Origin of the sequence: Xanthomonas bonasiae (assembly GCF_017163705.1) — a bacterium.
Taxonomy (GTDB): Bacteria; Pseudomonadota; Gammaproteobacteria; order Xanthomonadales; family Xanthomonadaceae; genus Xanthomonas_A; species Xanthomonas_A bonasiae.
In genome coordinates, this window is sequence record NZ_JAFIWB010000015.1 from 63,699 (window position 1) to 84,311 (window position 20,613).

Annotated in this window: 21 protein-coding genes; 14 read left to right on the forward strand and 7 right to left on the reverse strand. The window is 68.6% G+C overall.

The window, feature by feature from the left end; genetic code table 11:
* The first annotated feature begins 144 nt into the window (after positions 1-144).
* Positions 145-2,406: a methyl-accepting chemotaxis protein gene (locus JR064_RS13760; RefSeq protein ID WP_241093066.1), complete on the forward strand. Its 2,262-nt coding sequence runs from the start codon at positions 145-147 to the stop codon at positions 2,404-2,406.
* A 425-nt stretch (positions 2,407-2,831) separates the two neighbouring features.
* On the forward strand, positions 2,832-3,293 hold the full coding sequence (locus JR064_RS13765; RefSeq protein ID WP_206230076.1) for a hypothetical protein: 462 nt from the start codon (positions 2,832-2,834) through the stop codon (positions 3,291-3,293).
* 37 nt (positions 3,294-3,330) lie between these two features.
* On the opposite strand, the gene JR064_RS13770 is transcribed toward JR064_RS13765, so the two are convergent.
* Positions 3,331-4,143, reverse strand: coding sequence for an SOS response-associated peptidase family protein (locus JR064_RS13770; protein WP_338123893.1), 813 nt, complete (start codon positions 4,141-4,143; stop codon positions 3,331-3,333).
* A gap of 155 nt (positions 4,144-4,298) precedes the next feature.
* Between JR064_RS13770 and JR064_RS13775 the strand changes: the two genes are divergently transcribed.
* Positions 4,299-4,940 carry a DUF6766 family protein gene (locus JR064_RS13775; RefSeq protein WP_206230078.1) on the forward strand — a complete coding sequence of 214 codons (642 nt, stop codon included), beginning with the start codon at positions 4,299-4,301 and terminating at the stop codon, positions 4,938-4,940.
* A gap of 291 nt (positions 4,941-5,231) precedes the next feature.
* Here the strand turns inward: JR064_RS13775 and JR064_RS13780 are convergent, their stop codons facing one another.
* The 3 genes from JR064_RS13780 to JR064_RS13790 all read right to left on the reverse strand — a co-directional run bounded on the left by JR064_RS13780 (position 5,232) and on the right by JR064_RS13790 (position 7,327).
* Positions 5,232-6,134 carry a manganese catalase family protein gene (locus JR064_RS13780; protein ID WP_206230079.1) on the reverse strand — a complete coding sequence of 301 codons (903 nt, stop codon included), beginning with the start codon at positions 6,132-6,134 and terminating at the stop codon, positions 5,232-5,234.
* A gap of 123 nt (positions 6,135-6,257) precedes the next feature.
* Positions 6,258-6,764 (reverse strand): YciE/YciF ferroxidase family protein, encoded by a 507-nt coding sequence (locus tag JR064_RS13785; protein WP_206230080.1) that lies wholly within the window; start codon positions 6,762-6,764, stop codon positions 6,258-6,260.
* A 50-nt stretch (positions 6,765-6,814) separates the two neighbouring features.
* Positions 6,815-7,327 carry a ferritin-like domain-containing protein gene (locus JR064_RS13790; protein ID WP_185815179.1) on the reverse strand — a complete coding sequence of 171 codons (513 nt, stop codon included), beginning with the start codon at positions 7,325-7,327 and terminating at the stop codon, positions 6,815-6,817.
* A 265-nt stretch (positions 7,328-7,592) separates the two neighbouring features.
* On the opposite strand from JR064_RS13790, the gene JR064_RS13795 reads away from it, so the two are divergent.
* Positions 7,593-8,348 (forward strand): histidine phosphatase family protein, encoded by a 756-nt coding sequence (locus JR064_RS13795; RefSeq protein ID WP_255423657.1) that lies wholly within the window; start codon positions 7,593-7,595, stop codon positions 8,346-8,348.
* Positions 8,345-9,226 (forward strand): NAD(P)H-hydrate dehydratase, encoded by an 882-nt coding sequence (locus JR064_RS13800; protein ID WP_338123894.1) that lies wholly within the window; start codon positions 8,345-8,347, stop codon positions 9,224-9,226. The genes JR064_RS13795 and JR064_RS13800 overlap by 4 nt, the downstream gene beginning before the upstream one ends.
* Before the next feature lie 55 nt (positions 9,227-9,281).
* On the opposite strand, the gene JR064_RS13805 is transcribed toward JR064_RS13800, so the two are convergent.
* Both JR064_RS13805 and fabR read right to left on the reverse strand, forming a co-directional pair.
* Positions 9,282-10,148 (reverse strand): SDR family oxidoreductase, encoded by an 867-nt coding sequence (locus JR064_RS13805; protein WP_206230082.1) that lies wholly within the window; start codon positions 10,146-10,148, stop codon positions 9,282-9,284.
* 225 nt (positions 10,149-10,373) lie between these two features.
* The gene (gene fabR / locus JR064_RS13810) at positions 10,374-11,021 is read right to left on the reverse strand and encodes an HTH-type transcriptional repressor FabR (RefSeq protein ID WP_185815183.1); all 648 of its coding nucleotides are present in this window, start codon (positions 11,019-11,021) and stop codon (positions 10,374-10,376) included.
* A gap of 93 nt (positions 11,022-11,114) precedes the next feature.
* On the opposite strand from fabR, the gene JR064_RS13815 reads away from it, so the two are divergent.
* The 5 genes from JR064_RS13815 (at position 11,115) to JR064_RS13835 (ending at position 14,859) form a co-directional block, all read left to right on the forward strand.
* Positions 11,115-12,191, forward strand: a complete 1,077-nt coding sequence (locus JR064_RS13815) for a ferredoxin reductase (RefSeq protein ID WP_206230083.1) — start codon at positions 11,115-11,117, stop codon at positions 12,189-12,191.
* A gap of 10 nt (positions 12,192-12,201) precedes the next feature.
* Complete coding sequence (locus JR064_RS13820; protein ID WP_206230084.1) at positions 12,202-13,332, forward strand: fatty acid desaturase family protein; 1,131 nt, start codon at positions 12,202-12,204, stop codon at positions 13,330-13,332.
* Between the two features lie 176 nt (positions 13,333-13,508).
* Positions 13,509-13,892, forward strand: a complete 384-nt coding sequence (locus JR064_RS13825) for a type II toxin-antitoxin system RelE/ParE family toxin (protein ID WP_206230085.1) — start codon at positions 13,509-13,511, stop codon at positions 13,890-13,892.
* Positions 13,876-14,178 carry a helix-turn-helix domain-containing protein gene (locus JR064_RS13830; protein ID WP_185825468.1) on the forward strand — a complete coding sequence of 101 codons (303 nt, stop codon included), beginning with the start codon at positions 13,876-13,878 and terminating at the stop codon, positions 14,176-14,178. The genes JR064_RS13825 and JR064_RS13830 overlap by 17 nt, the downstream gene beginning before the upstream one ends.
* A 225-nt stretch (positions 14,179-14,403) precedes the next feature.
* Positions 14,404-14,859 (forward strand): low affinity iron permease family protein, encoded by a 456-nt coding sequence (locus tag JR064_RS13835; RefSeq protein ID WP_206230086.1) that lies wholly within the window; start codon positions 14,404-14,406, stop codon positions 14,857-14,859.
* A gap of 155 nt (positions 14,860-15,014) precedes the next feature.
* Here the strand turns inward: JR064_RS13835 and JR064_RS13840 are convergent, their stop codons facing one another.
* Positions 15,015-15,251, reverse strand: a complete 237-nt coding sequence (locus JR064_RS13840) for a hypothetical protein (protein WP_206230087.1) — start codon at positions 15,249-15,251, stop codon at positions 15,015-15,017.
* Between the two features lie 399 nt (positions 15,252-15,650).
* Between JR064_RS13840 and JR064_RS23130 the strand changes: the two genes are divergently transcribed.
* From JR064_RS23130 to JR064_RS13860, 4 genes are all read left to right on the forward strand, one after another.
* A complete protein-coding gene (locus JR064_RS23130; RefSeq protein WP_338123896.1) occupies positions 15,651-15,917 on the forward strand; it encodes a hypothetical protein in 267 nt (88 codons plus the stop codon).
* A 128-nt stretch (positions 15,918-16,045) separates the two neighbouring features.
* Positions 16,046-17,755, forward strand: coding sequence for a ubiquinone-dependent pyruvate dehydrogenase (poxB, locus tag JR064_RS13850; RefSeq protein WP_206230109.1), 1,710 nt, complete (start codon positions 16,046-16,048; stop codon positions 17,753-17,755).
* A gap of 81 nt (positions 17,756-17,836) precedes the next feature.
* Positions 17,837-19,276, forward strand: a complete 1,440-nt coding sequence (locus JR064_RS13855; protein ID WP_206230089.1) for a sensor histidine kinase — start codon at positions 17,837-17,839, stop codon at positions 19,274-19,276.
* On the forward strand, positions 19,261-20,601 hold the full coding sequence (locus JR064_RS13860; RefSeq protein ID WP_206230090.1) for a sigma-54-dependent transcriptional regulator: 1,341 nt from the start codon (positions 19,261-19,263) through the stop codon (positions 20,599-20,601). The genes JR064_RS13855 and JR064_RS13860 overlap by 16 nt, the downstream gene beginning before the upstream one ends.
* Positions 20,602-20,613 lie beyond the last annotated feature (12 nt).

A 20,613-nucleotide genomic window follows, 5' to 3' on the forward strand; every position in this document is an offset into this window, starting at 1 on the left:
GGCAGCGCGAAAACCGGCGATTCGATCACAACGCCTTCAGTTTCCTGCACTGCCAGGCGTCAAGTTTGCGGCGATCGCGGCCGATATCGGTGGATATACATCACCGGCATCGCCCTCAGGATCGCTATGAATCCCGTCCATTTCCTGCGTCGTCGCATCGCCAACCTGCCGATGACGCGCAAGTTCGTGGTGCTGTGCACCCTGCTCGCCATCGGCGTGATCCTGCTCGCCGTCGCCGCCGCGCGTCTGCAGTACCTGGACCTGGTGGATGCGCGCAAGCAGACCGTGAAGACCCAGATCGACATGGGCATGAGCGTCATCGAACACTATGCGGCCAAGGCCAAGCGCGGCGAACTCACCGAGGCGCAGGCCCAGGAAGCGGCCAAGTCGGCGCTGGCCGACATGAAGACCAACGGCGGCGTGGACTACTTCTTCATGCTCGACCCGCAGATGCGCATCCTGATGCATCCCAAGCGCAAGGTCGGCACCGACATGAGCGACTACAAGAGCGATGCCGGCGAATACGTGTACCGCGACATCCGCAAGGCGGTGACCAGCGGCGACGGCTTCAGCTACTACAGCGCGCCCAAGCCGGGCAAGAAAGAGCAGCTGCCGAAGATCAGTTACGCCAAGCTGTACCCGCAGTGGAACTGGGTGCTGGTGATGGGCGTGTACGCCGAGGACATCCAGGTCGAGGCGCTGGGCTTCACCAAGATCCTGACCGTGATCGGCGCAGCCCTGGTCGGTCTGGTGGTCGGGCTGTGCTGGCTGATCGCCAGCGCCATCGTCACCCCGCTGCGCGCCGCCACGCGCACCGCGGAGGCCATCGCCTCGGGCCGTTTCGACAACACGATCAAGGTGGAATCGCGCGACGAGACCGGGCAGCTGATGACCAGCATGCAGCAGATGCAGACCCAGCTGCAGCGCTTCAACGGCGAGATGCAGACCCTGGTGCAGCTGCAGCAGGGCGACGACATCAGCCACCGCATGCCGGAGGATTTCCCCGGCGATTACGGCACCCTGGCGCGCGGCATGAACACCGCGCTGTTCGAACACCTGGACGCGATCATCGAGGCGATGACGATCATGGGCGAGTACGGCCGCGGCGATCTGCGCCGCGACATGCGCCGCCTGCCGGGCCAGCGCGCCGCGCTGCACGAAGCGCTGGATGCGGTGAAGAGCAATCTGTCGGCGATCAACGGCGACATCGCGCGCCTGGCCGATGCGGCGGCGCGCGGCGATTTCTCCGCGCGCGGCGACGAGGCGCGCTACCAGTTCGCGTTCAAGGAAATGGTGGAAGCGCTGAACCGGCTGATGCGGCAGGCCGAAAGCGGCCTGGCCGACGTGGGCCGGATCATGGGCGCGATCGCCGACGGCGATCTGTCGCAGCGCGTGGACGTGCGCTACGAGGGCGCCTTCGGCCAGCTGGCCGAGGCCGCCAACCGCACCGCCGAGCAGCTGACCACGATCGTGCAAGGCATCCAGCGCTCGGCCGAATCGATCAACACCGCCGCCGGCGAGATCGCCAGCGGCAACAGCGACCTGTCGGTGCGCACCGAGCAGCAGGCGGCGAGCCTGGAAGAAACCGCCGCGTCGATGGAAGAGCTGACCTCCACGGTCAAGCAGAACGCCGACAGCGCGCGCCAGGCCAACCAGCTGGTGCTGGGCGCCGGCGAAGTGGCCGAGAGCGGCGGCCGCGTGGTCGAGGACGTGGTCACCACGATGGCGTCGATCAGCGCCGCCTCCGCGCGCATCGCCGACATCATCGGCGTCATCGACGGCATCGCCTTCCAGACCAATATCCTGGCGTTGAACGCCGCGGTGGAAGCCGCGCGTGCCGGCGAGCAGGGCCGCGGCTTCGCCGTGGTCGCCTCGGAAGTGCGCTCGCTGGCGCAGCGCTCGGCGGCGGCGGCCAAGGAAATCAAGACGCTGATCTCCGACTCGGTGCAGGAAGTGGAGCAGGGCTCGACCCTGGTCGCGCGTGCCGGCACCACCATGGCCGAGGTGGTGACCTCGGTGAAGCGGGTCACCGACATCATGGCCGAGATCTCCGCGGCCAGCGCCGAGCAGAGTTCGGGCATCGAGCAGGTCAGCAAGACGGTGATGCAGCTGGACGAGACCACGCAGCAGAACGCGGCATTGGTGGAGGAAGCCACCGCGGCGGCGAAGAGCATGGAAGACCAGGCCTCGGACCTGACCCGTGCGGTGGCGGTGTTCCGCCTTGCCGGCGCCGCCAGGCCGGTGGCCGCGGTCGCGCCCAGGCCGGTGGCGACCCAGGCCGCGGTCCGTCCGGTCGCCGCCGCACGCGCGCCGGTCAAGAAGGCGCCGGCGCCGGCTGCACGCCCGCTGGCGCGGAGCAAGCCCGGCGGCGCGCTGGCGGAAAGTTCGGAGTGGGAAGAGTTCTGAGCCAGCGCCACGGGCGTCCGTAACGGACGCCATTGCCGATGACGACGCCGATGCCTTAGCGCATCGGCGTCTTCGTTTCTGCGTTGGCCGCTGTCGGCGGCCGCGGCATCGCGGTGCGCTCGCGGCGATGTCATGTCACGCCGCGAGCGAGACGTGGCGCTCCAGCGCAACCCGATCAAGGCGACGCCACTACGTGTGGGAGCGACTTCAGTCGCGACGCGGCGTTGTCGAGGGAGTCTGTCGCGGCTGAAGCCGCTTCTACATGGGGTTGCGCCGCGCCAGTCCGAGCGCATTGCAGTAAGGGCGGCAGCGGTGCTCATGCGGCCCACGCGTTGCGTTGTGCCATCCAGCTGCGCGGCGTGGCTGGCGACTCCGTGGTCGCATCTGCCACACTGCGCCGCCCCGTTCAAGGAAGACTCGCCCGGATGCATCTTCGTGCCGTGCTCGCTGCCGTACTCGCCGTGCCCAGTTCCGTCGCCGCTGCGCAGGACACGCCCGCATCCGCTGCCGCGCCGCTGCTCACCCAGGTCGCGTTCGCCGGTGGCGACATGCAGTTGGGCGAGCGCGGCGGCCACTGCGCACTGCTGCGCGGCGAGACCGAACTGCTGGCGTTGGCGATCCCGGCGCCGTGCGGGTTCAGTCCAGACCGACACGGCGAGGTGCGCATCGAGCCGTTCAATCGCGGCAGCCGCATCGTGCTGGTTGAGCACATCCGCCCGGATCCGCGACCGCCGCTGCGCGGCAGCGCGAGGCCGGAGTGCATCCGCGAGGCGCAGGCCGTGCGCGCGATCGGGGGCACGCTGGAGGCCGGCCATGTGATCGCCTCGGCCGGCTGCGATCGCGGCCCGACCGACCAGAAGCTGTTCGTCGCCGGTTTCGCCTGGTGACGGTCGCGCGCGTGACGCGACCGCGCCGGTGCACGTGTCACTCGCCTTCGTCGTCTTCTTCCTCGTCCACTTCGGCATCATCGCCACGCCCGGGTGCATCGGCATCCACCGGTTCCAGCAAGGTGTAGTCGTTGCGCTCGCGGCGCTGGTAGGCCGACGAAACCGGATAGGCCAGCAGCGGCGGCTGCGGTGCGCGTGCCAGAAACGCGGTGGGAAACAGCCGCGGCCCGCGCAGCCAGCTGCGCCAGCGGTCGCCGCTCAGGAAGATCGGCCCGTCCGCGGTCAGCGGCGGCGGAATCGCGGCGTTGGCATGGGTCAGCACGCTGAAGCTGAGCAGCGCCGGCTCTCCGCGGTCCCAGCGTTCCCACAGCCCCGCCGCCAGCAGCACCTCGCCTTGCGCATGGTGAATGTAATAGGGCTGCGCCGGTTTGCGGCTGCGGTCCCACTTGTAGTACCCGGACAGCGGAATCACGCAGTGCTGGCTCTTCCACGGCGCGGCGAAGATGCGGCTGCGCGCGGCGCGTTCCAGCCGCGCGGTGACGGTGGTGTACGGCGTGTCCGGCGTCTTCGACCAGCGCGGCACGATGCCCCATTGCAGGCGCTGCACCTGCGCCGTGCCGTCGTGGCACAGGAGCGCGGACGCGACGTCGCCCTTGCCCAGGTTGTAGTGGTCCGGGTAAGCCGCAAGGGCCTGGCGCAGCGGCGGCTCCAGCCGCGCGGGCAGGTCGTCCTCGATGCTGAAAGCCTGCACGAAGCGTCTCATCGGTTTCTCGCAGTGCGCACGCCCGCACCTTAGTGCGTGGGGTGGACAAGCCGGAGTGAAGACCCGCGGCGCGCCGGCGCAGTGCACGGCCGGTGGTGTCGCCGCGACGCTGCGGCATCCGGCGCGTCCGATGCGCGCGACGCAACAGCTTCTTCTTCATCCGGCCTTTCCTTGGCCCTGGGCATAGTCGCCGCCGACCAAGGCGACCGCCACTGGGGCGGTGCAGGAGGAGACGTCCACGCATGTTCCTTAAACGCAACGGCTTGTCGCTGGTGTTGTTGGGCCTGACCCTGCTGTTCATCGGCGGCCAGGCGCTCAGCGGCCATCTCGCCTATAACGACGAACTGCGCCAGCAGGGCCTGGCGCCGCTGATGTTCTGGGAGTACCTGCACAGCGGCCATTTCGTCGGTGCGCTGTTCGAGAACTGGGAAAGCGAATTCCTGCAGATGGGCATGTATGTGCTGCTCACGGTGAAGCTGCGCCAGTGGGGTTCGGCCGAATCGCGGCCGCTGCCGCCGGACGAGGAGCACGAGACCATCGCGCCTGGTACCACGCCGTGGCCGGTGCGTGCCGGCGGGCTCTGGCTGAAGCTCTACGAGCGCTCGCTGGCGCTGGCATTCGGCCTGCTGTTCCTGACCAGTTTCGTGCTGCATGCGCTCGGCAGCTGGCGGCACGAACTGGCCGAGCGGGCGATGCAACGGCTGCCGGGGATCTCGCTTTTCGAGCACGCGACCGGCGCGCAGTTCTGGTTCGAGTCGATGCAGAACTGGCAGAGCGAGTTCCTGGCCGTGTTCGCGCTGGTGGTGCTGACCATCTGGCTGCGGCAGAAGGATTCGCCGCAATCCAAACCGGTGCATGCGCCGCATACGCAAACCGGCGATTGAGCGGGCGTCGCTGCCGGGCCCGCTACGTTCCGAGGCGACGGCGTATTTTTATGCTGCTGGAGTGCGCCACGCGCGCATAGCCGACTCGAGCGAGCTGGCGTATCGACTCGGAAACAGCTTCGACTCCGATGATGTTGAATATTGTAGGAGCGACTTCAGTCGCGACAGGGTGCTATCGACAGTGCCTGTCGCGACTGAAGTCGCTCCTACAAATGCGCACACCGCAGGCGTGGCCTGGCGCGTCCTGGCGAATCTACCGCCGCGAAGAACACATTGCCGCGGACCGCGCGATCACAGCTTGATGTCGCCCTTGGTCGAGCCCGCGCCCGGGCCGGCACCCAGGTCGGCGCCGGTGGTCGGATCGCTGTCCTGCTGCGACATAGTGCGTGCCGCCAGCGCCTGCAGCGCGCTTTCCTCGGCCGGACTCAGGCCGACGCTCGGCACGCCGCTGCCGCCGTCCACGGCCGCCTGGCGGTTGCGGTCGGACACCTTCTGCCACTGGCTGCCGCTGTTCCACGGACCGTTGATGTCGCCGTCGCCCTGCGACATGTCGTAGAACGTGTCGGTGAACATCGGCTCGCCCGGCAGCTTGCCCGGCGGGAAGTTCGGCTCGATCGCGTACAGCGCCTTCTCGAACGACTTCTGGTGCGCCACCTCGCGGGTCATCAGGAACTTCAAGGCATCGACGATGCCCGGATCGTCGGTGACGTTGATCAGGCGCTCGTAGACGATCTTCGCGCGTGCCTCGGCGGCGATATTGGAGCGCAGGTCGGCGGTGGGTTCGCCGATGGAATCCACATACGCCGCACTCCACGGCACGCCGCTGGAGTTCACCAGCGCCGGGCCGCCGCCGTACAGGATCTGCTGGGTCTGGCTGGTGTTGTTGTTCCTGGTCAGGGTGCGCATCTCCTCGGCTTCGACCATGCCTTCGGACAGCACCGCCTTGGGTCCCTGGTTGAGCATGGCGATGATCGAACCGATGATCTCCAGATGGCTCAGTTCCTCGGTGGCGATGTCGTACAGCAGGTCCTTGCGGCCCGGATCGACCTCGCCGATGGCCTGGGTGAAATAGCGCATGGCGGCGGCCAGCTCGCCTTGCGGGCCGCCGAACTGCTCGAGCATCAGCGACGCCAGGGCCGGATCCGGCTTGGCCACGTGCACCGTGTACATCAACCGCTTGTTGTGCATGAACATGAAAATCTCCTGGGGTGCGCCCACGGCAAAGCCACGACGACCTGGCGATCAGGCGTCGTGGCCAGTGGGCGCGTCTGGGTATAAAAAGCCGCGGCGCCGGCAATCGGCGCCGCGGTCGTGCGGTCAGGCCGCCTTGCGCTTCTGCGCGGCTTCCTGGTTGCCGCCCTGCTCGGCGAGCATGGTCAGCTTCTCGTCGGTGGACTTTTCCTCTTCCAGCGTTTCCAGCAGCAGCTTGAGCGCGTCGGTCTTGCCCAACTGCTTGGCCATCGCGGCCAGCGTGCCGTAGGACGCGATCTCGTAGTGCTCCACTTTCTGCGCGCCGCCGATCAGCGCCGCATCGCGCACCGGACCGGCCTCGATCGATTCGATCACTTCCTTGCCTTCCTCCACCAGGCCCTCCATCGCCGCGCACTTGATGCGCTTCAGGCGCAGTTCGAATTTTTCCACGATCTGGTCGATGCGTTCGATCTGGCCCTGGGTCTCTTCCAGGTGGGCTTCGAAGGCCGCGCGCAGGGCCGGATTGGTGGAAGCGCGGGCCAGTTTCGGCAGCGCCTTGGTCAGTTGCTTTTCCGCGCTGTAGATGTCGGAAAGTTCGTGCAGGAACAGGTCGTCGATGGTCTTGATAGCCATGTCGATGGATCTCCGTGGTTGGGATGGATGGTGCGGGGAGGAGCGCGGACTCAACGCTTGGCCGTCTGGCCTTCGGTGCGTTCGCGTTCCAGGAAGGCGAGAACCGTCGCCTCCTGGTGTTCGATCAGCCACTCGGCCATGGCGATTTCCTGGTCGAGGATGGCGGCGCAGATGTCGGCGATCTGCGGCTGGTCGGCTTGCTTGGCAGCGATTACCAGCGCGCGGTAGCTGGCGACCTCCAGGTGTTCGAATGCGTAGCTGATGCCGAGGCTCTTGGCCACTTCGTCGCTCATCATCGAATTGCCGGCCGCGTGCACCGTCGCCATCACGCTGGCCACCGCACCCTTGATGGCGGGCGTGGAGCCGCCGAGCAGTTCGATGCAGCGCTTGACCTGCTCGGACTGGCCCTTGGTTTCGGTGATGTGCTGCTCGATGCGTGCCTTCAGCTGCGGATAGTGCTCCAGGCGTCCGGCAGTGGCGGTCAGCATGGTGTTGGCTTCCTGCTCCATCGCGTAGGCGTCCTGCAGCCACTTCAACAGGCGCTCGGTATTGCTTCGGGTCATGAACGTCGCTCCAAGGTGTCGGTCGATTGCGTGTGCGGAGAGTCTTCGTCGTGCCGCGATGCGGCGTCTCCCCTGTGCGAACCAAGCTAGACCGCCGTGCGTTAGTGACGATTCAATGCAGGGTGAACGCAGCGCGAGAGAGGCATCCACGCCGCGGTGAGAACACTGAATGCGATGCCTGCGCGGCACAGCCGGCCGGCACGGCGACCGTGCGTTCACGGCCGCCACGCGAGGCTCCGTGTGGACCCCATCGCAGGAGACCCGTGTGCCGAAACTCGATCACGCCGACTGGCCGCAGCGCTTGTGGCTGGTGCGACACGGACAGAGCGCGGGCAATGTCGCCCGCGATATCGCCGAAGCCTCGGGGCAGGAGCTGATCGACGTCGCCACCCGCGATGCCGACACGCCGCTGTCGGAGCTGGGCCTTGAGCAGTCGCAGCGGCTCGGCCGCTGGTTTGCCGCGTTGCCGGCGGCGGCGCGGCCGAAGGTGCTGCTGACGTCGCCGTTCCTGCGCGCGCAACAGACCTGCGCGGCGATCGGTGAGGAACTGGGCGTGCAGGCGCACGCGCTGGTGCTGGACGAGCGCCTGCGCGAGAAGGAGTTCGGCATTCTGGACCGCTATACCCGGCACGGCATCGCCAGCCGTTTCCCGGAACTGGCCGAACAGCGCGCCTCGGTCGGCAAGTTCTATTTCCGCCCGCCCGGCGGCGAAAGCTGGTGCGACGTGATCCTGCGCCTGCGCAGCGTGGTGGAGGAACTGCGCCGCGACCATGCCGGCGAGCGCGTGTTGATCGTCGCCCACCAGGTCATCGTCAATTGCATGCGCTACCTGCTCGAGCGCTTCGACGAGGCGGCGATCCTGGAGATCGACCGGCGCGGCGATGTGCCCAACTGCAGCGTCACCGAATACGGTTTCGGCGATGCCGAGGGCGGGCCGCGCTTCGGCCTGGTCCAGGCCAATGCGGTGCCGTTCGAGGTGCCGGTGACCACCGCCGCCGACCAGCCGGGCGGGCCGCGGTGACCCAGGCGCGTGTCACCCCGATAAGAGCGACCCCGGTGACCGCGACGCTGCTGCGGCGCTGGCCGTTGCCCAGCGCGGCGGGTGTCGCCGACAAGGAGCAGCGCGGGCGCGTGCTGGTGATCGGCGGCAGCTGCGAAATTCCCGGCGCGGCCTTGCTGTCGGCGGAGGCGGCATTGCGCGCAGGCGCCGGCAAGCTGCAGGTGGCCACCGCGCATCCGGTGGCCACGGCGATGGCGATCGCCTTGCCCGAGGCGCGCGTAGTGGCGTTGCCGGTTGGCGCCGACGGCGAACTGCGCATCGGCGGACAACCGCTGCAGCGCGATGCGGCGCGCGCCGATGCGGTGCTGATCGGCCCCGGCATGCGGACCCGCCCAGCGCTGCGCAAGCAGATCGCGCGGCTGCTGCAGGACACGCGCTGTGGCGTGGTGCTCGATGCCGGTGCGCTGGTCGATACCCACGGCATGGCCGATCCGGGGCGCATCGTGCTGACCCCGCACCATGGCGAGATGGCGGCATTGAGCGGCATGCCGATCGAACGCATCGCGGCGGACCCGGCGGCGATCGCGCTGCGTCACGCGCGGCACAGCGGCGCGGTGGTGGTGCTGAAGTCGGCAACCACGGTGATCGCCGCGCCCGACGGCGCGCACTGGGTGCATCGCGGCGGCAGCCCATGCCTGGGCACCTCCGGTTCCGGCGACGTGCTGGCCGGCATCATCTGCGGCTTGCAGGCGCGCGGCGCCAGCAGCACGCAGGCGGCGGTGTGGGGCGTGCACCTGCACGCGCGCGCCGGCACGCTGCTGGCGCGACAGATCGGCCCGCTGGGGCCGCTGGCGCGCGAGATCGCGGTACAGATTCCACGCCTGCTCGCGGCAGACTGAAGCTGGCGCCACAGTGGGCGCCGGCTTCTACGATTCTCCAATCCCGAATCCCGGCCTAAAGCGTCGCCGCCCCGCCCGCGATCGTGATCAACGCACCGGACGTATAGCTGGACGTATCGCTGGCGAGCAGCACATAGGTCGATGCCAGTTCCACCGGCTGTCCGGGCCGGCCGAACGCGGTCTGCGATCCGAATTCCTTCACCTCCTCCGCATCCATTCCGGCGGGGATGAACGGCGTCCAGATCGGGCCGGGCAGCACCGCGTTGACCCGGATCTTCTTGTCCGCGAGCAGCCCGGCCAGGCCGATGGTCATGTTCGCCACTGCGCCCTTGGTGGTGGAGTAGGGCAGGATGTTGGGCGTCGGCTTCTTCGAATTGACCGAGGCGGTGTTGATGATCGAACCGCCCTCGGGCATGTGCGGCACGGCCAGGCGCACCAGGTTGAAGGCCGCGTGCACGTTGGTGGCGAAGGTCTTTTCCCACTCGTCCAGGGTGATCTCGTCGAAGCTGTGGAAATAGCGCTGGTAGGCGGCGTTGTTGACCAGCACGTCGAGCCCGCCGAAGGTGCCGGTCACGGTCTCGATCAGGGTCTGCGCCTGCGCGCGGTCGCTGATGTCGCAGGGCTGCAGCAGCACGCGTACCCCCGCCGTCTCCAGCAACTGGCCGATGCGTTCGGCATCGTGCTGCTCGCTGGGCAGGTAGGCGATGGCCACGTCGGCGCCTTCGCGCGCATAGGCGATCGCCACCGCGGCGCCGATGCCGCTGTCGCCGCCGGTGATCAGCGTGCGTTTGCCCTGCAGCAGGCCGTGGCCGACGTAGCTGTCCTCGCCATGGTCCGGCTTCGGGTCCATCTTGTCGGTCAGCCCGGGGAACGACTGCTGCTGCGGCTTGAAGGGAGGGGAGGGATAGTTCGGAACGGCCATGGGCATGCCTCGTCGTGGGGATGTCCCTGCGAGGGTGCGCAAACGCGGGTAAAGGTGCGGCCAAGATCCTGTCGGCGGCATGTGAGATGCGGGCGCGATCCGGGACCATGCGCGCGTGCGCGCGCGGCGGCGCCCAGTTGCGCTGTTCACGAATTAGGCAGATTTGGCCCTGGATCTACCGTGCGGCGGTTGCCTGCAGGCGCGCCGGCAATCGGGCCGTGCCGCTCAGCTGGCGGCGATCGTGCGCGAGCCGAGGATGATCATGCGCAGCATCGCGCTGATCTGGCGGATCAGTTCCGGGTCTTTTTCCGGCGGCAGGTCCATCGCGGTGGCGCCCATCGCGAACACCAGCCGGGTGATCGCCTTGGACACCAGCGCCGGTTCGTGCAGCGGCGCGTTGTCGATCGCGGCCAGGCGGATCAGGTCCACGCGCAGTTCTTCCTCGAAGTAGTTCAGCTCGCGGTCCACCGCATGCTTGAACGCGTCCGAGCCCACCGTGCCTTCGCGCAGCAGCACGTGCAGCAGCTTGTCGTCGGCGCGCAGCTGCTCCATGAAGGTTTCCACCGAACTGAGGATGACGCTGCGGTTGCTGCCGGCCGCGCGCTGCCGCGCCTGGCCGATGATGGTGCGCAGCGAACTGCCGGCCAGGTCGATCAGCGCCACCGCCAGTTCGTCCATGTCGCGGAACTGGCGATAGAAGCTGTTCGGGGCGATGCCGGCTTCGCGGGTCACTTCGCGCAGGCTCAGCGTGGACACGCTGCGGTGCGGCCCGATCAGCTTCAGCGCCGCCGCCAGCAGGTCTTCGCGCGAGATCGCGCTCTTGCGCGCGGGCAGCGCGTCCTCGGGCAGCGGCAGGGGAACGATGGACGTCATGGTCGGACTGGGCGAGACAAGGCCGCGATCATACCCTCTTCGTGAATATACAACTGTATAGACATCTGTATCTGCGTCTGTATAGTGGTCGCCATGAACGCTGCCCGCCGTCCTGCCTCCACCCGCTCCGCTACCCGCGCCCTGCGCGCCTGGGTGCAGCCGGAGGTGTTCGATTTCTGGTCCACGCGGATCCATCCGCTGTGGACCTGGCAGCGCCCGCGCGCGCGGCTGCTGCAGCGCGAACGCGCCAGCAGCGACGCGGTGACCCTGATCCTCAAGGCCAACCGCCACTGGCGCGGCCTGCGCGCCGGCCAGCACGTGCAGCTGGGCGTGGAGATCGACGGACGCCGCCTGACCCGCAGCTACAGCCCCACGCCGCTGCCGGGCGGGCGCCTGGCGATCACGGTCAAGACGATCGACGGCGGCCGCGTCAGCCAGTACCTGGCCGACGCCGCACGCATCGGCGAGACCTTCGAATTGGGCCAGGCGTTCGGCGACATGGTGCTGCCCGCCGCGCCGCAGGGACGCTGGCTGCTGCTGGCCGCCGGCAGCGGCATCACCCCGATGCGTGCATTGCTGCGGCAGCTGGCCGACGCCGGCATGCCTGCCGATGTGGACCTGATCTACTGGGCGCGGCGCAACGACCAGTTGTGCTTCGTCGAGGAACTGCAGGCGCTGGCCGCCGCGCACCCGCGTTTCCGCCTGCAGCTGGCGGTCACCGGCGAAGGCGCGCTGCCGGCGCCGCGCGTGGACACGCTGCCGTTGGCGCACCTGGCCGGGCTGGAACAGGCGCAGGTGCTGGCCTGCGGTCCCGGCGGTTTCGTGCAGGCCGCGCGTACGCGGCTGGAAGGTAGCGTCGCCCGTTTCCAGGCCGAGGCGTTCAGCACGCCGCAGCTGGCCGATGCCGAGCACGGCACGGTCGCGGTGACGCTGGCGCGCAGCGGCCGCGTGCTGCAGCTGCCGCGCGGGCAATCGCTGCTCACCGCGCTGGAAGCCGAAGGCCTGCGCCCGAAGCACGGCTGCCGCATGGGCATCTGCAACAGCTGCGCCTGCGGCAAGCAATCCGGCGCGACCCGCGACCTGCTCACCGGCGCGCACGCCACCGAACCGGGTTCGATGCTGAAGCTGTGCATCAACAGCGCCAGCAGCGACCTGATCCTGGACCTTTGAAGGAATCCCCATGGCTGCTCCCCGCAACCGCGCACTGACCCCGGCCGAACTGCAGGCCTTCGGCGACGAACTCGACGCGCTGCGCGTGCGCACCGTCGCCACCCTGGGCGAGGCCGACGCGCGCTATATCCGCCGCATCGTCGCCGCGGTGCGCTACACCGGCCTGGCCGGGCGCGCGCTGCTGTTCCTGGGCGCGTTCGTGCACAGCGTGCTGTGGCCGGCGTGGATCGCCGGCGTGGCGCTGCTGACCCTGTCCAAGATCCTGGAGAACATGGAGCTGGGCCACAACGTCATGCACGGCCAGTACGACTGGATGGGCGATGCGCAGCTCAACGGCAACACCTACGAGTGGGACATCGTCGCCACCGGCGACAACTGGCGCAAGACGCACAACTTCAAGCACCACACCTACACCAACGTGCGCGGCATGGACGACGACATCGGCTACGGCCTGCTGCGCATCTTCCCCGAGCAGCGCTGGCGTCCGTTCTATCTCGCACAGCCGTTCATCGCGGTGGTGTTCGCGCTGCTGTTCGAATGGGGCGTGGCGATCCAGGACCTGCGCCTGGGCCGCTGGTTCGCCGGCAAGATGAAGCGCGGCGAGCTGCGCCGCACCTTCCTGCCGGTCGGCCGCAAGATGGGCCGGCAGATCCTCAAGGACTACGTGATCTTCCCGGCGCTGGCCGGCCCGTTCTTCCTGACCGTGCTGCTGGGCAATCTTACCGCCAACGTGCTGCGCAGCATCTGGACCTTCGTGATCATCTTCTGCGGCCACTTCACCGCCGATGCGGAGACGTTCCCGAAGGAGTCGATCAAGGGCGAGTCGCGCGGCCATTGGTACCTGCGCCAGTTGCGCGGTTCTTCCAACCTGGCCGGCGGCAAGCTGTTGAACGTGCTGTCGGGCAACCTGAGCCACCAGATCGAGCACCACTTCTACCCGGACATCCCGGCCAACCGCTACGCGGCGCTGGCGGTGGACGTGAAGGCGATCTGCGCGCGCTACGGCCAGCACTACAACACCGGCTCGCTGCCGCGCCAGTTCGGCCAGGTGATGTGGCGGATCGTGCGCCACGCCTTCCCGAGCCGGCCGCGGCCGGTGCGCCAGGTACGCCAGCACGAGGCGATGCAGCAGACGGGTTGATCGCGCCGAACCACGCGTGATGCCAACGAAAGCAGGCCAGTCTGGCCTGCTTTTTTTATGCCGACTCCTTTGGCCTTGCGGCCGTAGTCTTGTGCAGACGGGAGGAAATGGCGGAGTGCAGGCGCTGCCAGGATATGGAAATATGTACCCGTTTCGGGTATGTTTTGGAGGCAAGGATGACCCGCACGTTCAAGCGAAAGGATTTTGCGCGGTGGCAGGCCGGCGAAAAGCTGTCCGACACCGTTCTGTGCAAAGCGGTCCAGGAAATGGAAGCCGGGCTGATCGACGTGGATCTGGGCGGCCAGCTCTACAAGAAGCGGGTGGCCCGTCCTTGCGGCGGCAAGAGCGGTGGTTACCGCACGTTGTTGGCCGCTCGCATCGGCAGTCGCTACGGGTTCCTGCATGGGTTCCCCAAGAGCGGCAAGGCGAACATCGCGCAGGAAGAGAAGAAAGCGCTGCAATTCGCCGGCAAGGTGTTTCTGGAACTGTCCGGGGAAGCCTTGCTGAAAGCCTTGCAGTCGGGCGTATTAGTGGAGGTGCGGTGTGAGCAAAATCATTGAATCGCTGCGTGGTGATCTGGGCGCGCTTCACGAAGTGGGAGCGATCGGCAAGGTGACGATGCGCGAATTCGACGCGATCTGTCCGCCGCCGGTGCGAGAGTTCGGCGCGGCCGACATCAAGCGTCTACGCGAAGCCCTGAAGTTCAGCCAGCCAGTATTCGCGCATCACCTGCATACCACGGCATCGACGGTGCGCAAGTGGGAGCAGGGCGAAACCCGTCCTGCCGGGCCAGCGCTCAAGCTGCTCAACGTGATCGCCGACAAGGGGCTTCAGGCGATCCTGTAACGCGCGCGATGCGTTTCCGGCGCAGTGCTGCAGCGGGGCGGTGCAGGTGGCTAAGCGTTGGCGCACGGCCAGGCGCGGCGGCGGACATGCACACGGACTGGCGCGAGAACCCGCTGGTTTTTGTGCCTGACTTTCCACGCATCGCTCACGCGGCGCAGCCGATCATCCGCGCTGCCCGCGCATCACGCCTGGTGCGCCGGTCCATTCGACTGCGCGAGGTGTGCGATGAAAGCTGCAAACCTGTTCAATGCCGTCGCCAAGAAGGCGTCGTACGCGGCCGGCACGCCGTGGACGTTCTGCATTGCGCTCGGCATCGTGGTGCTGTGGGGCGCCAGCGGCCCGGTGTTCGGCTTCAACGACACCTGGCAGTTGGTGATCAACACCGGCACCACCATCATCACCTTCCTGATGGTGTTCCTGATCCAGCACACCCAGAACGCCGATACCGCGGCGATGCAGATCAAGCTCGACGAACTGATCCGGGTCACGGCCAAGGCCAACGACGAGTTGCTCGATCTCGAGGAAATGGACGAGAAGCGGCTGGAGCAGATCCGCAAGCAATACGAAGCGCTGGCGAGCAAGGCCGGCGAAGCGCTGCGCGCGCGCAGTGCGCAGCGCGACGGCCAGGATGCCCAGGACGATGCGCCCGAGATCGGCGGTGGCGACGACGAGCGCCACTGACGCAACCGCCGGTCGCCTTCGGCGCATGACCGACGACGCAGTGGCCGCGGTCACTGGCCACTGGCAGGTGAGGCACGCGCATTAGGCGCGGCCCGCAGTGCGCGGGCCAGCGCGGAACAAACGGTACTTCGCTAGAAAATAGGCCGCCCGACGCCTCAGGTCATTGCCGGCCCGGTGCGCAACCCGGCAACGTTTTCGCCGCGTGGTGCGTCGGTGGCCGACACCACATCGCCGTGCGGTGGCGTGAACGCGCCATCGTCCGGTTCGGCGCGGAAGGCGCGATCCTGCGAAAAAACAGCCGTGCGCTGTTGCTGCGTTGCGCGACGACGATAGGCCCTGACGACCGCGACCGCGGTTCCGGCGACCGCCAACTTCCAAAGTAATCCGCTCATGTTCGGCTCCCGTGCGATAGGAACGTGGATCGTCGGCAACCGCCGGTTAGCGTTGCGTGGATGCCAGGCGAGCGCAGCGTGCACCCGCTCTACGCTGTCGGAGCAGGCGATGCGCTAGCTGGTCTGAGAGGCACCGATCCCGCATGCGCTTGGCCCTGCAGACACCGACGACGCGCCGCTCGCGCCGCCTTCATCGCCCCTTGTACGCGCGCTAACGCACGCCTGCCTAGGCTGCATCGCACGCCGTGTCGCGGCACGGCATCCGATCATCGAGCGATCATCGAGGAGACTTTCATGCGCGATCACGATTCCCACCGACCTTCCGTTCCGCTGGGCGATCACGACGTCCGCCAGGCGGGTTACCGCGGCGATGCCGCGGATGTTGCGCAGGACACGGGCGTGCCTCGCGGACGCGGACGCGACGTGCCGTCGCGGACCACGCCGCGGCAGGATGCGTCGGGTTTGCCGGAGAACGCTGCCGACGATCCGGGCGCCGACCGCAGCGGCCGGACCCAGCCCAACTTCGGCCAGGCCGGCACCTATGCCGCCACCGGCGAACACGCCGGCGGCGCGCACGGCAAGGCCGCGACCGGCGGCTACCACGAGGATGCCAGCGGCGAGGATGGCGGCCGCGACGAGCGCGCCGCATATCGCGGCACGGACTGAGTGCCGCCGCGGCCGGTCCGGAGCCGGTCTGCAACGGCAATCGGGCATTGCGGCAGCACGCCCGTGTAACGGATCGCGTGCCAGCATCAGCGCTTCCTTTTGCGGAGCCGCTCATGTCCAAGCCGACCATTGCCCGTCTGCTCGCCGAGACCTTGCACAGTGCGGGGGTCGAACGCATCTGGGGCGTCACCGGCGACAGCCTCAACGGGCTGACCGACGCGCTGCGGCAGATGGACAGCATCGAATGGATGCACGTGCGCCACGAGGAGGTGGCCGCGTTCGCCGCCGGCGCCGAGGCCGCGCTGACCGGCAAGCTCGCGGTCTGCGCCGGCAGCTGCGGGCCGGGCAACCTGCACCTGATCAACGGCCTGTTCGACTGCCATCGCAGCCACCAGCCGGTGCTGGCGATCGCCGCGCATATCCCGTCTTCCGAGATCGGCCTGGGCTACTTCCAGGAAACCCATCCGCAGGAGCTGTTCCGCGAGTGCAGCCACTATGTCGAACTGGTCACCAATCCGGCGCAGATGCCGGAGGTGCTGCACCGGGCGATGCGCACCGCGATCCTGAAACAGGGCGTGGCGGTGGTGGTGATTCCCGGCGACGTGGCGCTGCAGGAGCTGCCCAAGGGCACGCCGAGCGCCTGGCCGGCGCTGGCGCCGCCGCGGATCCTGCCGGCCGACGCCGACGTGGAGCGCCTGGCCGAACTGTTGCAGGCGAGCGAGGCGACCACGCTGCTGTGCGGCAGCGGTTGCGCCGGCGCGCACGACGAGCTGGTGGCGCTGGCCGACCTGCTCGGCGCGCCGATCGTGCACGCGCTGCGCGGCAAGGAGCACGTGGAATGGGACAACCCGTTCGACGTCGGCATGACCGGCCTGATCGGTTTCAGTTCCGGCTACCAGGCCATGCTCAACTGCGACACGCTGTTGATGCTCGGCACCGATTTCCCGTACCGCCAGTTCTATCCGAAGGACGCGGCGATCGTGCAGGTGGATCGCGATCCGGCCGCGCTGGGCCGGCGCACGCCGCTGCAGCTGGGCATCGCCGCCGATGTGCGCGAGACCATCGCCGCGCTGCTGCCGAAACTGCAGCGGCGCGAGCAGCGCGGCTTCCTGGACAAGTCGCTGGCGCATTACCGCAAGGCGCGCGAAGGCCTCGACGAACTGGCCGTGGCGGCCGCGCCCGGCGAGCCGCTGCACCCGCAGTTCGTGACCCGGATGATCGATGCGCTGGCCGACGAGGACGCGATCTTCAGCTGCGATGTCGGCACGCCCACGGTGTGGGCGGCGCGCTATCTGACCATGAACGGCAAGCGCCGCCTGCTCGGCTCGTTCAACCACGGCTCGATGGCCAACGCGATGCCGCAGGCGCTGGGCGCGCAGGCGCAGTTCCCGCGGCGGCAGGTGATCTCGCTGTCCGGCGACGGCGGCTTCACCATGCTGATGGGCGATTTCATCTCCCTGGCGCAGTTGGGGCTGCCGGTGAAGGTGGTGGTCTACAACAATGCCTCGCTGGGTTTCGTGGCGATGGAGATGAAGTCGGCCGGCTATCTGGATACCGGCACCGACCTGAGCAATCCGGACTTCGCGGCGATGAGCAACGCGATGGGCATCCTCGGCCTGCGCGTGGACGAGTCGGCGCAACTGGAGCCGGCGCTGCGCCAGGCCTTCGCGCATCCGGGGCCGGTGCTGGTCGATGTGCGCGTGGCCACCCAGGAGCTGGTGATTCCGCCGGCGATCAAGCTGGAGCAGGCCAAGGGCATGGGCCTGTATCTGTTGCGCGCGGTGATGAGCGGGCGCGGCGACGAGGTCGTCGAACTGGTCAAGACCAACCTGCGCTGAGCCGTGAACGGCAGCAGCGCGTCCGCGCATGCGCGGCGTTGCGCGCTGCTATCTTTCAATTTTCGCGTCCCCCGGTGGACCATGCCCCGTTCGCTGTTGCGGCAGCTGCTGCTGATCTGGATCGTCATCCTCGCCGCGTGCGTGGGCATGGCGGTGGTGCTGTTCGGCCTGTACCGACACAGCGAGGGCGTGCGCGTCAGCGAGGCGCAGGCGCGGTTGCAGGGCGAATGCGCGCGCATCGTGCAGCGCTACAACGGCGCCAGCGCCGCGGCGCGCGGCAGCGACGGCGCCGGCCTGGCCGCGGTGGTGCTGCAACTGGTGCTGGCCGACGCCGCGGGCGTGGAGGGCGGGGTGTGGGAGCGGCAGCGCGGCTTCGTCGCCTATGCCTACCCAACCTACGACGGCAGCGACCACAAGACCGATGTGCCGACCGCCGAACAGAGCGCCATCGTGGCTACTGCGCAGCGCGGTGTCGCCAAGCAGCAGGCGGTGCACTACCGCCGCGATGGCCAACGCGAGACGCTGTTGATCGCGGCCTGCCCGCTGGATCGCAGCACCGCGGCGTGGACGATGGCGCGGGTCACTGCCACCGGCGAGGCCTCGGCCAGCCGTCCGCTGGCGGTGGGCGTGGCGCTGATCCTGGCGCTGGTGGTGGTGTCGGCCATCGCGCTGGGATGGGTGGTGCGGCGCTGGAGCCAGCGCCTGCACGGCATCCAGCAGGCCTTGGCGACGCCGGCGGAGGTGCCGACGATTCCGGCCACCGGCGCGCCGGAACTGGACCGCCTCGGCGCGGCGGTCACCGACTATGCGCAGCGCAGCGTGCAGGCCCTGGCCGAAGCGCGCCGGCTCGGCGAGGAACTGTCGCGGCACGAACGGCTGGCTGCGCTCGGGCGCATGACCGCGACCGTGGCGCACGAGATCCGCAACCCGATCGCGACCTTGCGCCTGGCCCTGGAAAACCAGATCGCCGCCGGCGAGGGCGGTTTCGACGAGGCGCAGGCGCAACTGATGCTGGCGCAGATCCAGCGCCTGGACGGCGTGGTCGAAAGCCTGCTGGGCATGGTCCAGCCGATCCGCCTGCAGCGCGAGACGGTGGCGTTGCAGCCGTGGTTGCAGGCGCTGCTCGATCCGGCCGACTGGGATCCGCTGGCGCCGCCGATCGCACTGCAATTGGCGGAGGCGCCGAGCGCGTGGACGCTGGATCCGCAGCAGGCGGCGCGGGCCTTGCACAACCTACTGCGCAACGCGCTGCAGCACGCCACGCCCGGCACCGCGGCGACGCTGACGGTCGCAGCCGACGCCGACCTGCTGCGGCTGACCGTGGCCAACCAAGGACCCCCGGTGCCCGCGCCGGTGGCCGCGCACCTGTTCGAGCCCTTCGCCAGCGGCCGCAGCGACGGCAACGGCCTGGGCCTGGCGCTGGTGCGCGAGATCGCCCGCGCGCACGGCGGCGAGGTGCGCTACGTCCACCACGACGGCATCACCTCCTTCATTCTGGAACTGCCATGGCGCGCATCCTGATCGTCGACGACGACACCGCCTTCCTGAGCACGCTGCAGGCCACGCTGCGCTCGTTCGGCCACGAGGTGATCGCCGCCGCCGATGGCGAAGCGGGACTGGCGCGATTGCGCGATGGCGGCATCGACCTGGCCTTCGTCGATTTCCGCATGCCGGGCATGGACGGCATCGCGCTGATGCGCGCGCGCCAGACGCATGCGCAGGCCGCGGCCGTGCCGCTGGTGATGCTCACCGCCTACGCCTCCAGCAGCAACACCATCGAGGCGATGAAGCTCGGTGCGTTCGATCACCTGGTCAAGCCGGTGGGCCGCGCCGACATCGTCGCGGTGGTGGAGCGCGCGCTGCAGGCGCATGCCGGCGGCGACGACAGTGCGGCAGCGCCGCAGGCGCCGGCCGAGGATGCCGGCGCGCTGCTCGGCCACAGCGCGGCGATGCGCACCGTGCACAAGCGCATCGGCCTGGCCGCGGCCTCGGACCTGCCGGTGCTGGTCAGCGGCGAGACCGGCACCGGCAAGGAGCTGGTGGCGCGCGCGCTGCATCGCGCCAGCGCCCGCGCGGGCGCGGCGTTCGTCGCGGTCAACTGCGCGGCGATCCCGGCCGAGCTGATCGAAAGCGAATTGTTCGGCTACCGCAAGGGCGCCTTCTCCGGCGCCGTCGCCGATCGTCCCGGGCTGATCCGCGAAGCCGACGGCGGCACCTTGTTCCTGGACGAGATCGGCGACATGCCGCTGCCGATGCAGGCCAAGCTGCTGCGTTTCCTGCAGGAAGGCGAGGTGTCGCCATTGGGCGGGCGCGGCGCGCAGAAGGTGGACGTGCGCGTGGTCGCCGCCACCCATCGCGAACTGGCGCAGCTGGTCGCCGACGGCCGTTTCCGCAGCGACCTGCGCTACCGGCTCAACGTGGTGCCGATCGAATTGCCGCCGCTGCGCGAGCGCGGCGACGACATCGTGCTGCTGGCCCAGCATTTCCTCGAGGAGGGCGCCAGCGCGCCACGCACGCTGTCGGCAGCGGCGCAGGCGCGGCTGCGCGCGTATCCGTGGCCGGGCAACGTGCGCGAGCTGCGCAACGCGATGCAGCGCTGCCAGGTGCTGGTGCGCACGCCGACGATCGAGGCGCACGACCTGGACGAGGTGTTGGCCGGCGATACCGCGGCAACGTCCGCCGAAACGCCGGCGCTGACCCTGCCCGACGCGATCGCGCAACTGGAGAGGCAGATGATCCAGGCGGCACTGACCCAAGCGCAGGGCAATCGTGCCGAGGCCGCACGCCGGCTCGGCATCCACCGCCAGCTGCTGTATCGCAAGCTCGACGATTACGGGCTGGGCTAGGCGCAGCGCCAC

Coding starts and splice junctions, on each gene's coding strand:
- JR064_RS13825 (WP_206230085.1), top strand. CDS start 13,509: ATGACCCGCACGTTCAAGCGAAAGGATTTTGCGCGGTGGCAGGCCGGC.
- JR064_RS13785 (WP_206230080.1), bottom strand. CDS start 6,764: ATGGCTATCAAGACCATCGACGACCTGTTCCTGCACGAACTTTCCGAC.
- JR064_RS13790 (WP_185815179.1), bottom strand. CDS start 7,327: ATGACCCGAAGCAATACCGAGCGCCTGTTGAAGTGGCTGCAGGACGCC.
- JR064_RS13780 (WP_206230079.1), bottom strand. CDS start 6,134: ATGTTCATGCACAACAAGCGGTTGATGTACACGGTGCACGTGGCCAAG.
- JR064_RS13835 (WP_206230086.1), top strand. CDS start 14,404: ATGAAAGCTGCAAACCTGTTCAATGCCGTCGCCAAGAAGGCGTCGTAC.
- JR064_RS13805 (WP_206230082.1), bottom strand. CDS start 10,148: ATGGCCGTTCCGAACTATCCCTCCCCTCCCTTCAAGCCGCAGCAGCAG.
- fabR (WP_185815183.1), bottom strand. CDS start 11,021: ATGACGTCCATCGTTCCCCTGCCGCTGCCCGAGGACGCGCTGCCCGCG.
- JR064_RS13840 (WP_206230087.1), bottom strand. CDS start 15,251: ATGAGCGGATTACTTTGGAAGTTGGCGGTCGCCGGAACCGCGGTCGCG.
- JR064_RS13775 (WP_206230078.1), top strand. CDS start 4,299: ATGTTCCTTAAACGCAACGGCTTGTCGCTGGTGTTGTTGGGCCTGACC.
- JR064_RS13860 (WP_206230090.1), top strand. CDS start 19,261: ATGGCGCGCATCCTGATCGTCGACGACGACACCGCCTTCCTGAGCACG.
- JR064_RS13765 (WP_206230076.1), top strand. CDS start 2,832: ATGCATCTTCGTGCCGTGCTCGCTGCCGTACTCGCCGTGCCCAGTTCC.
- JR064_RS13855 (WP_206230089.1), top strand. CDS start 17,837: ATGCCCCGTTCGCTGTTGCGGCAGCTGCTGCTGATCTGGATCGTCATC.
- JR064_RS13820 (WP_206230084.1), top strand. CDS start 12,202: ATGGCTGCTCCCCGCAACCGCGCACTGACCCCGGCCGAACTGCAGGCC.
- JR064_RS13815 (WP_206230083.1), top strand. CDS start 11,115: ATGAACGCTGCCCGCCGTCCTGCCTCCACCCGCTCCGCTACCCGCGCC.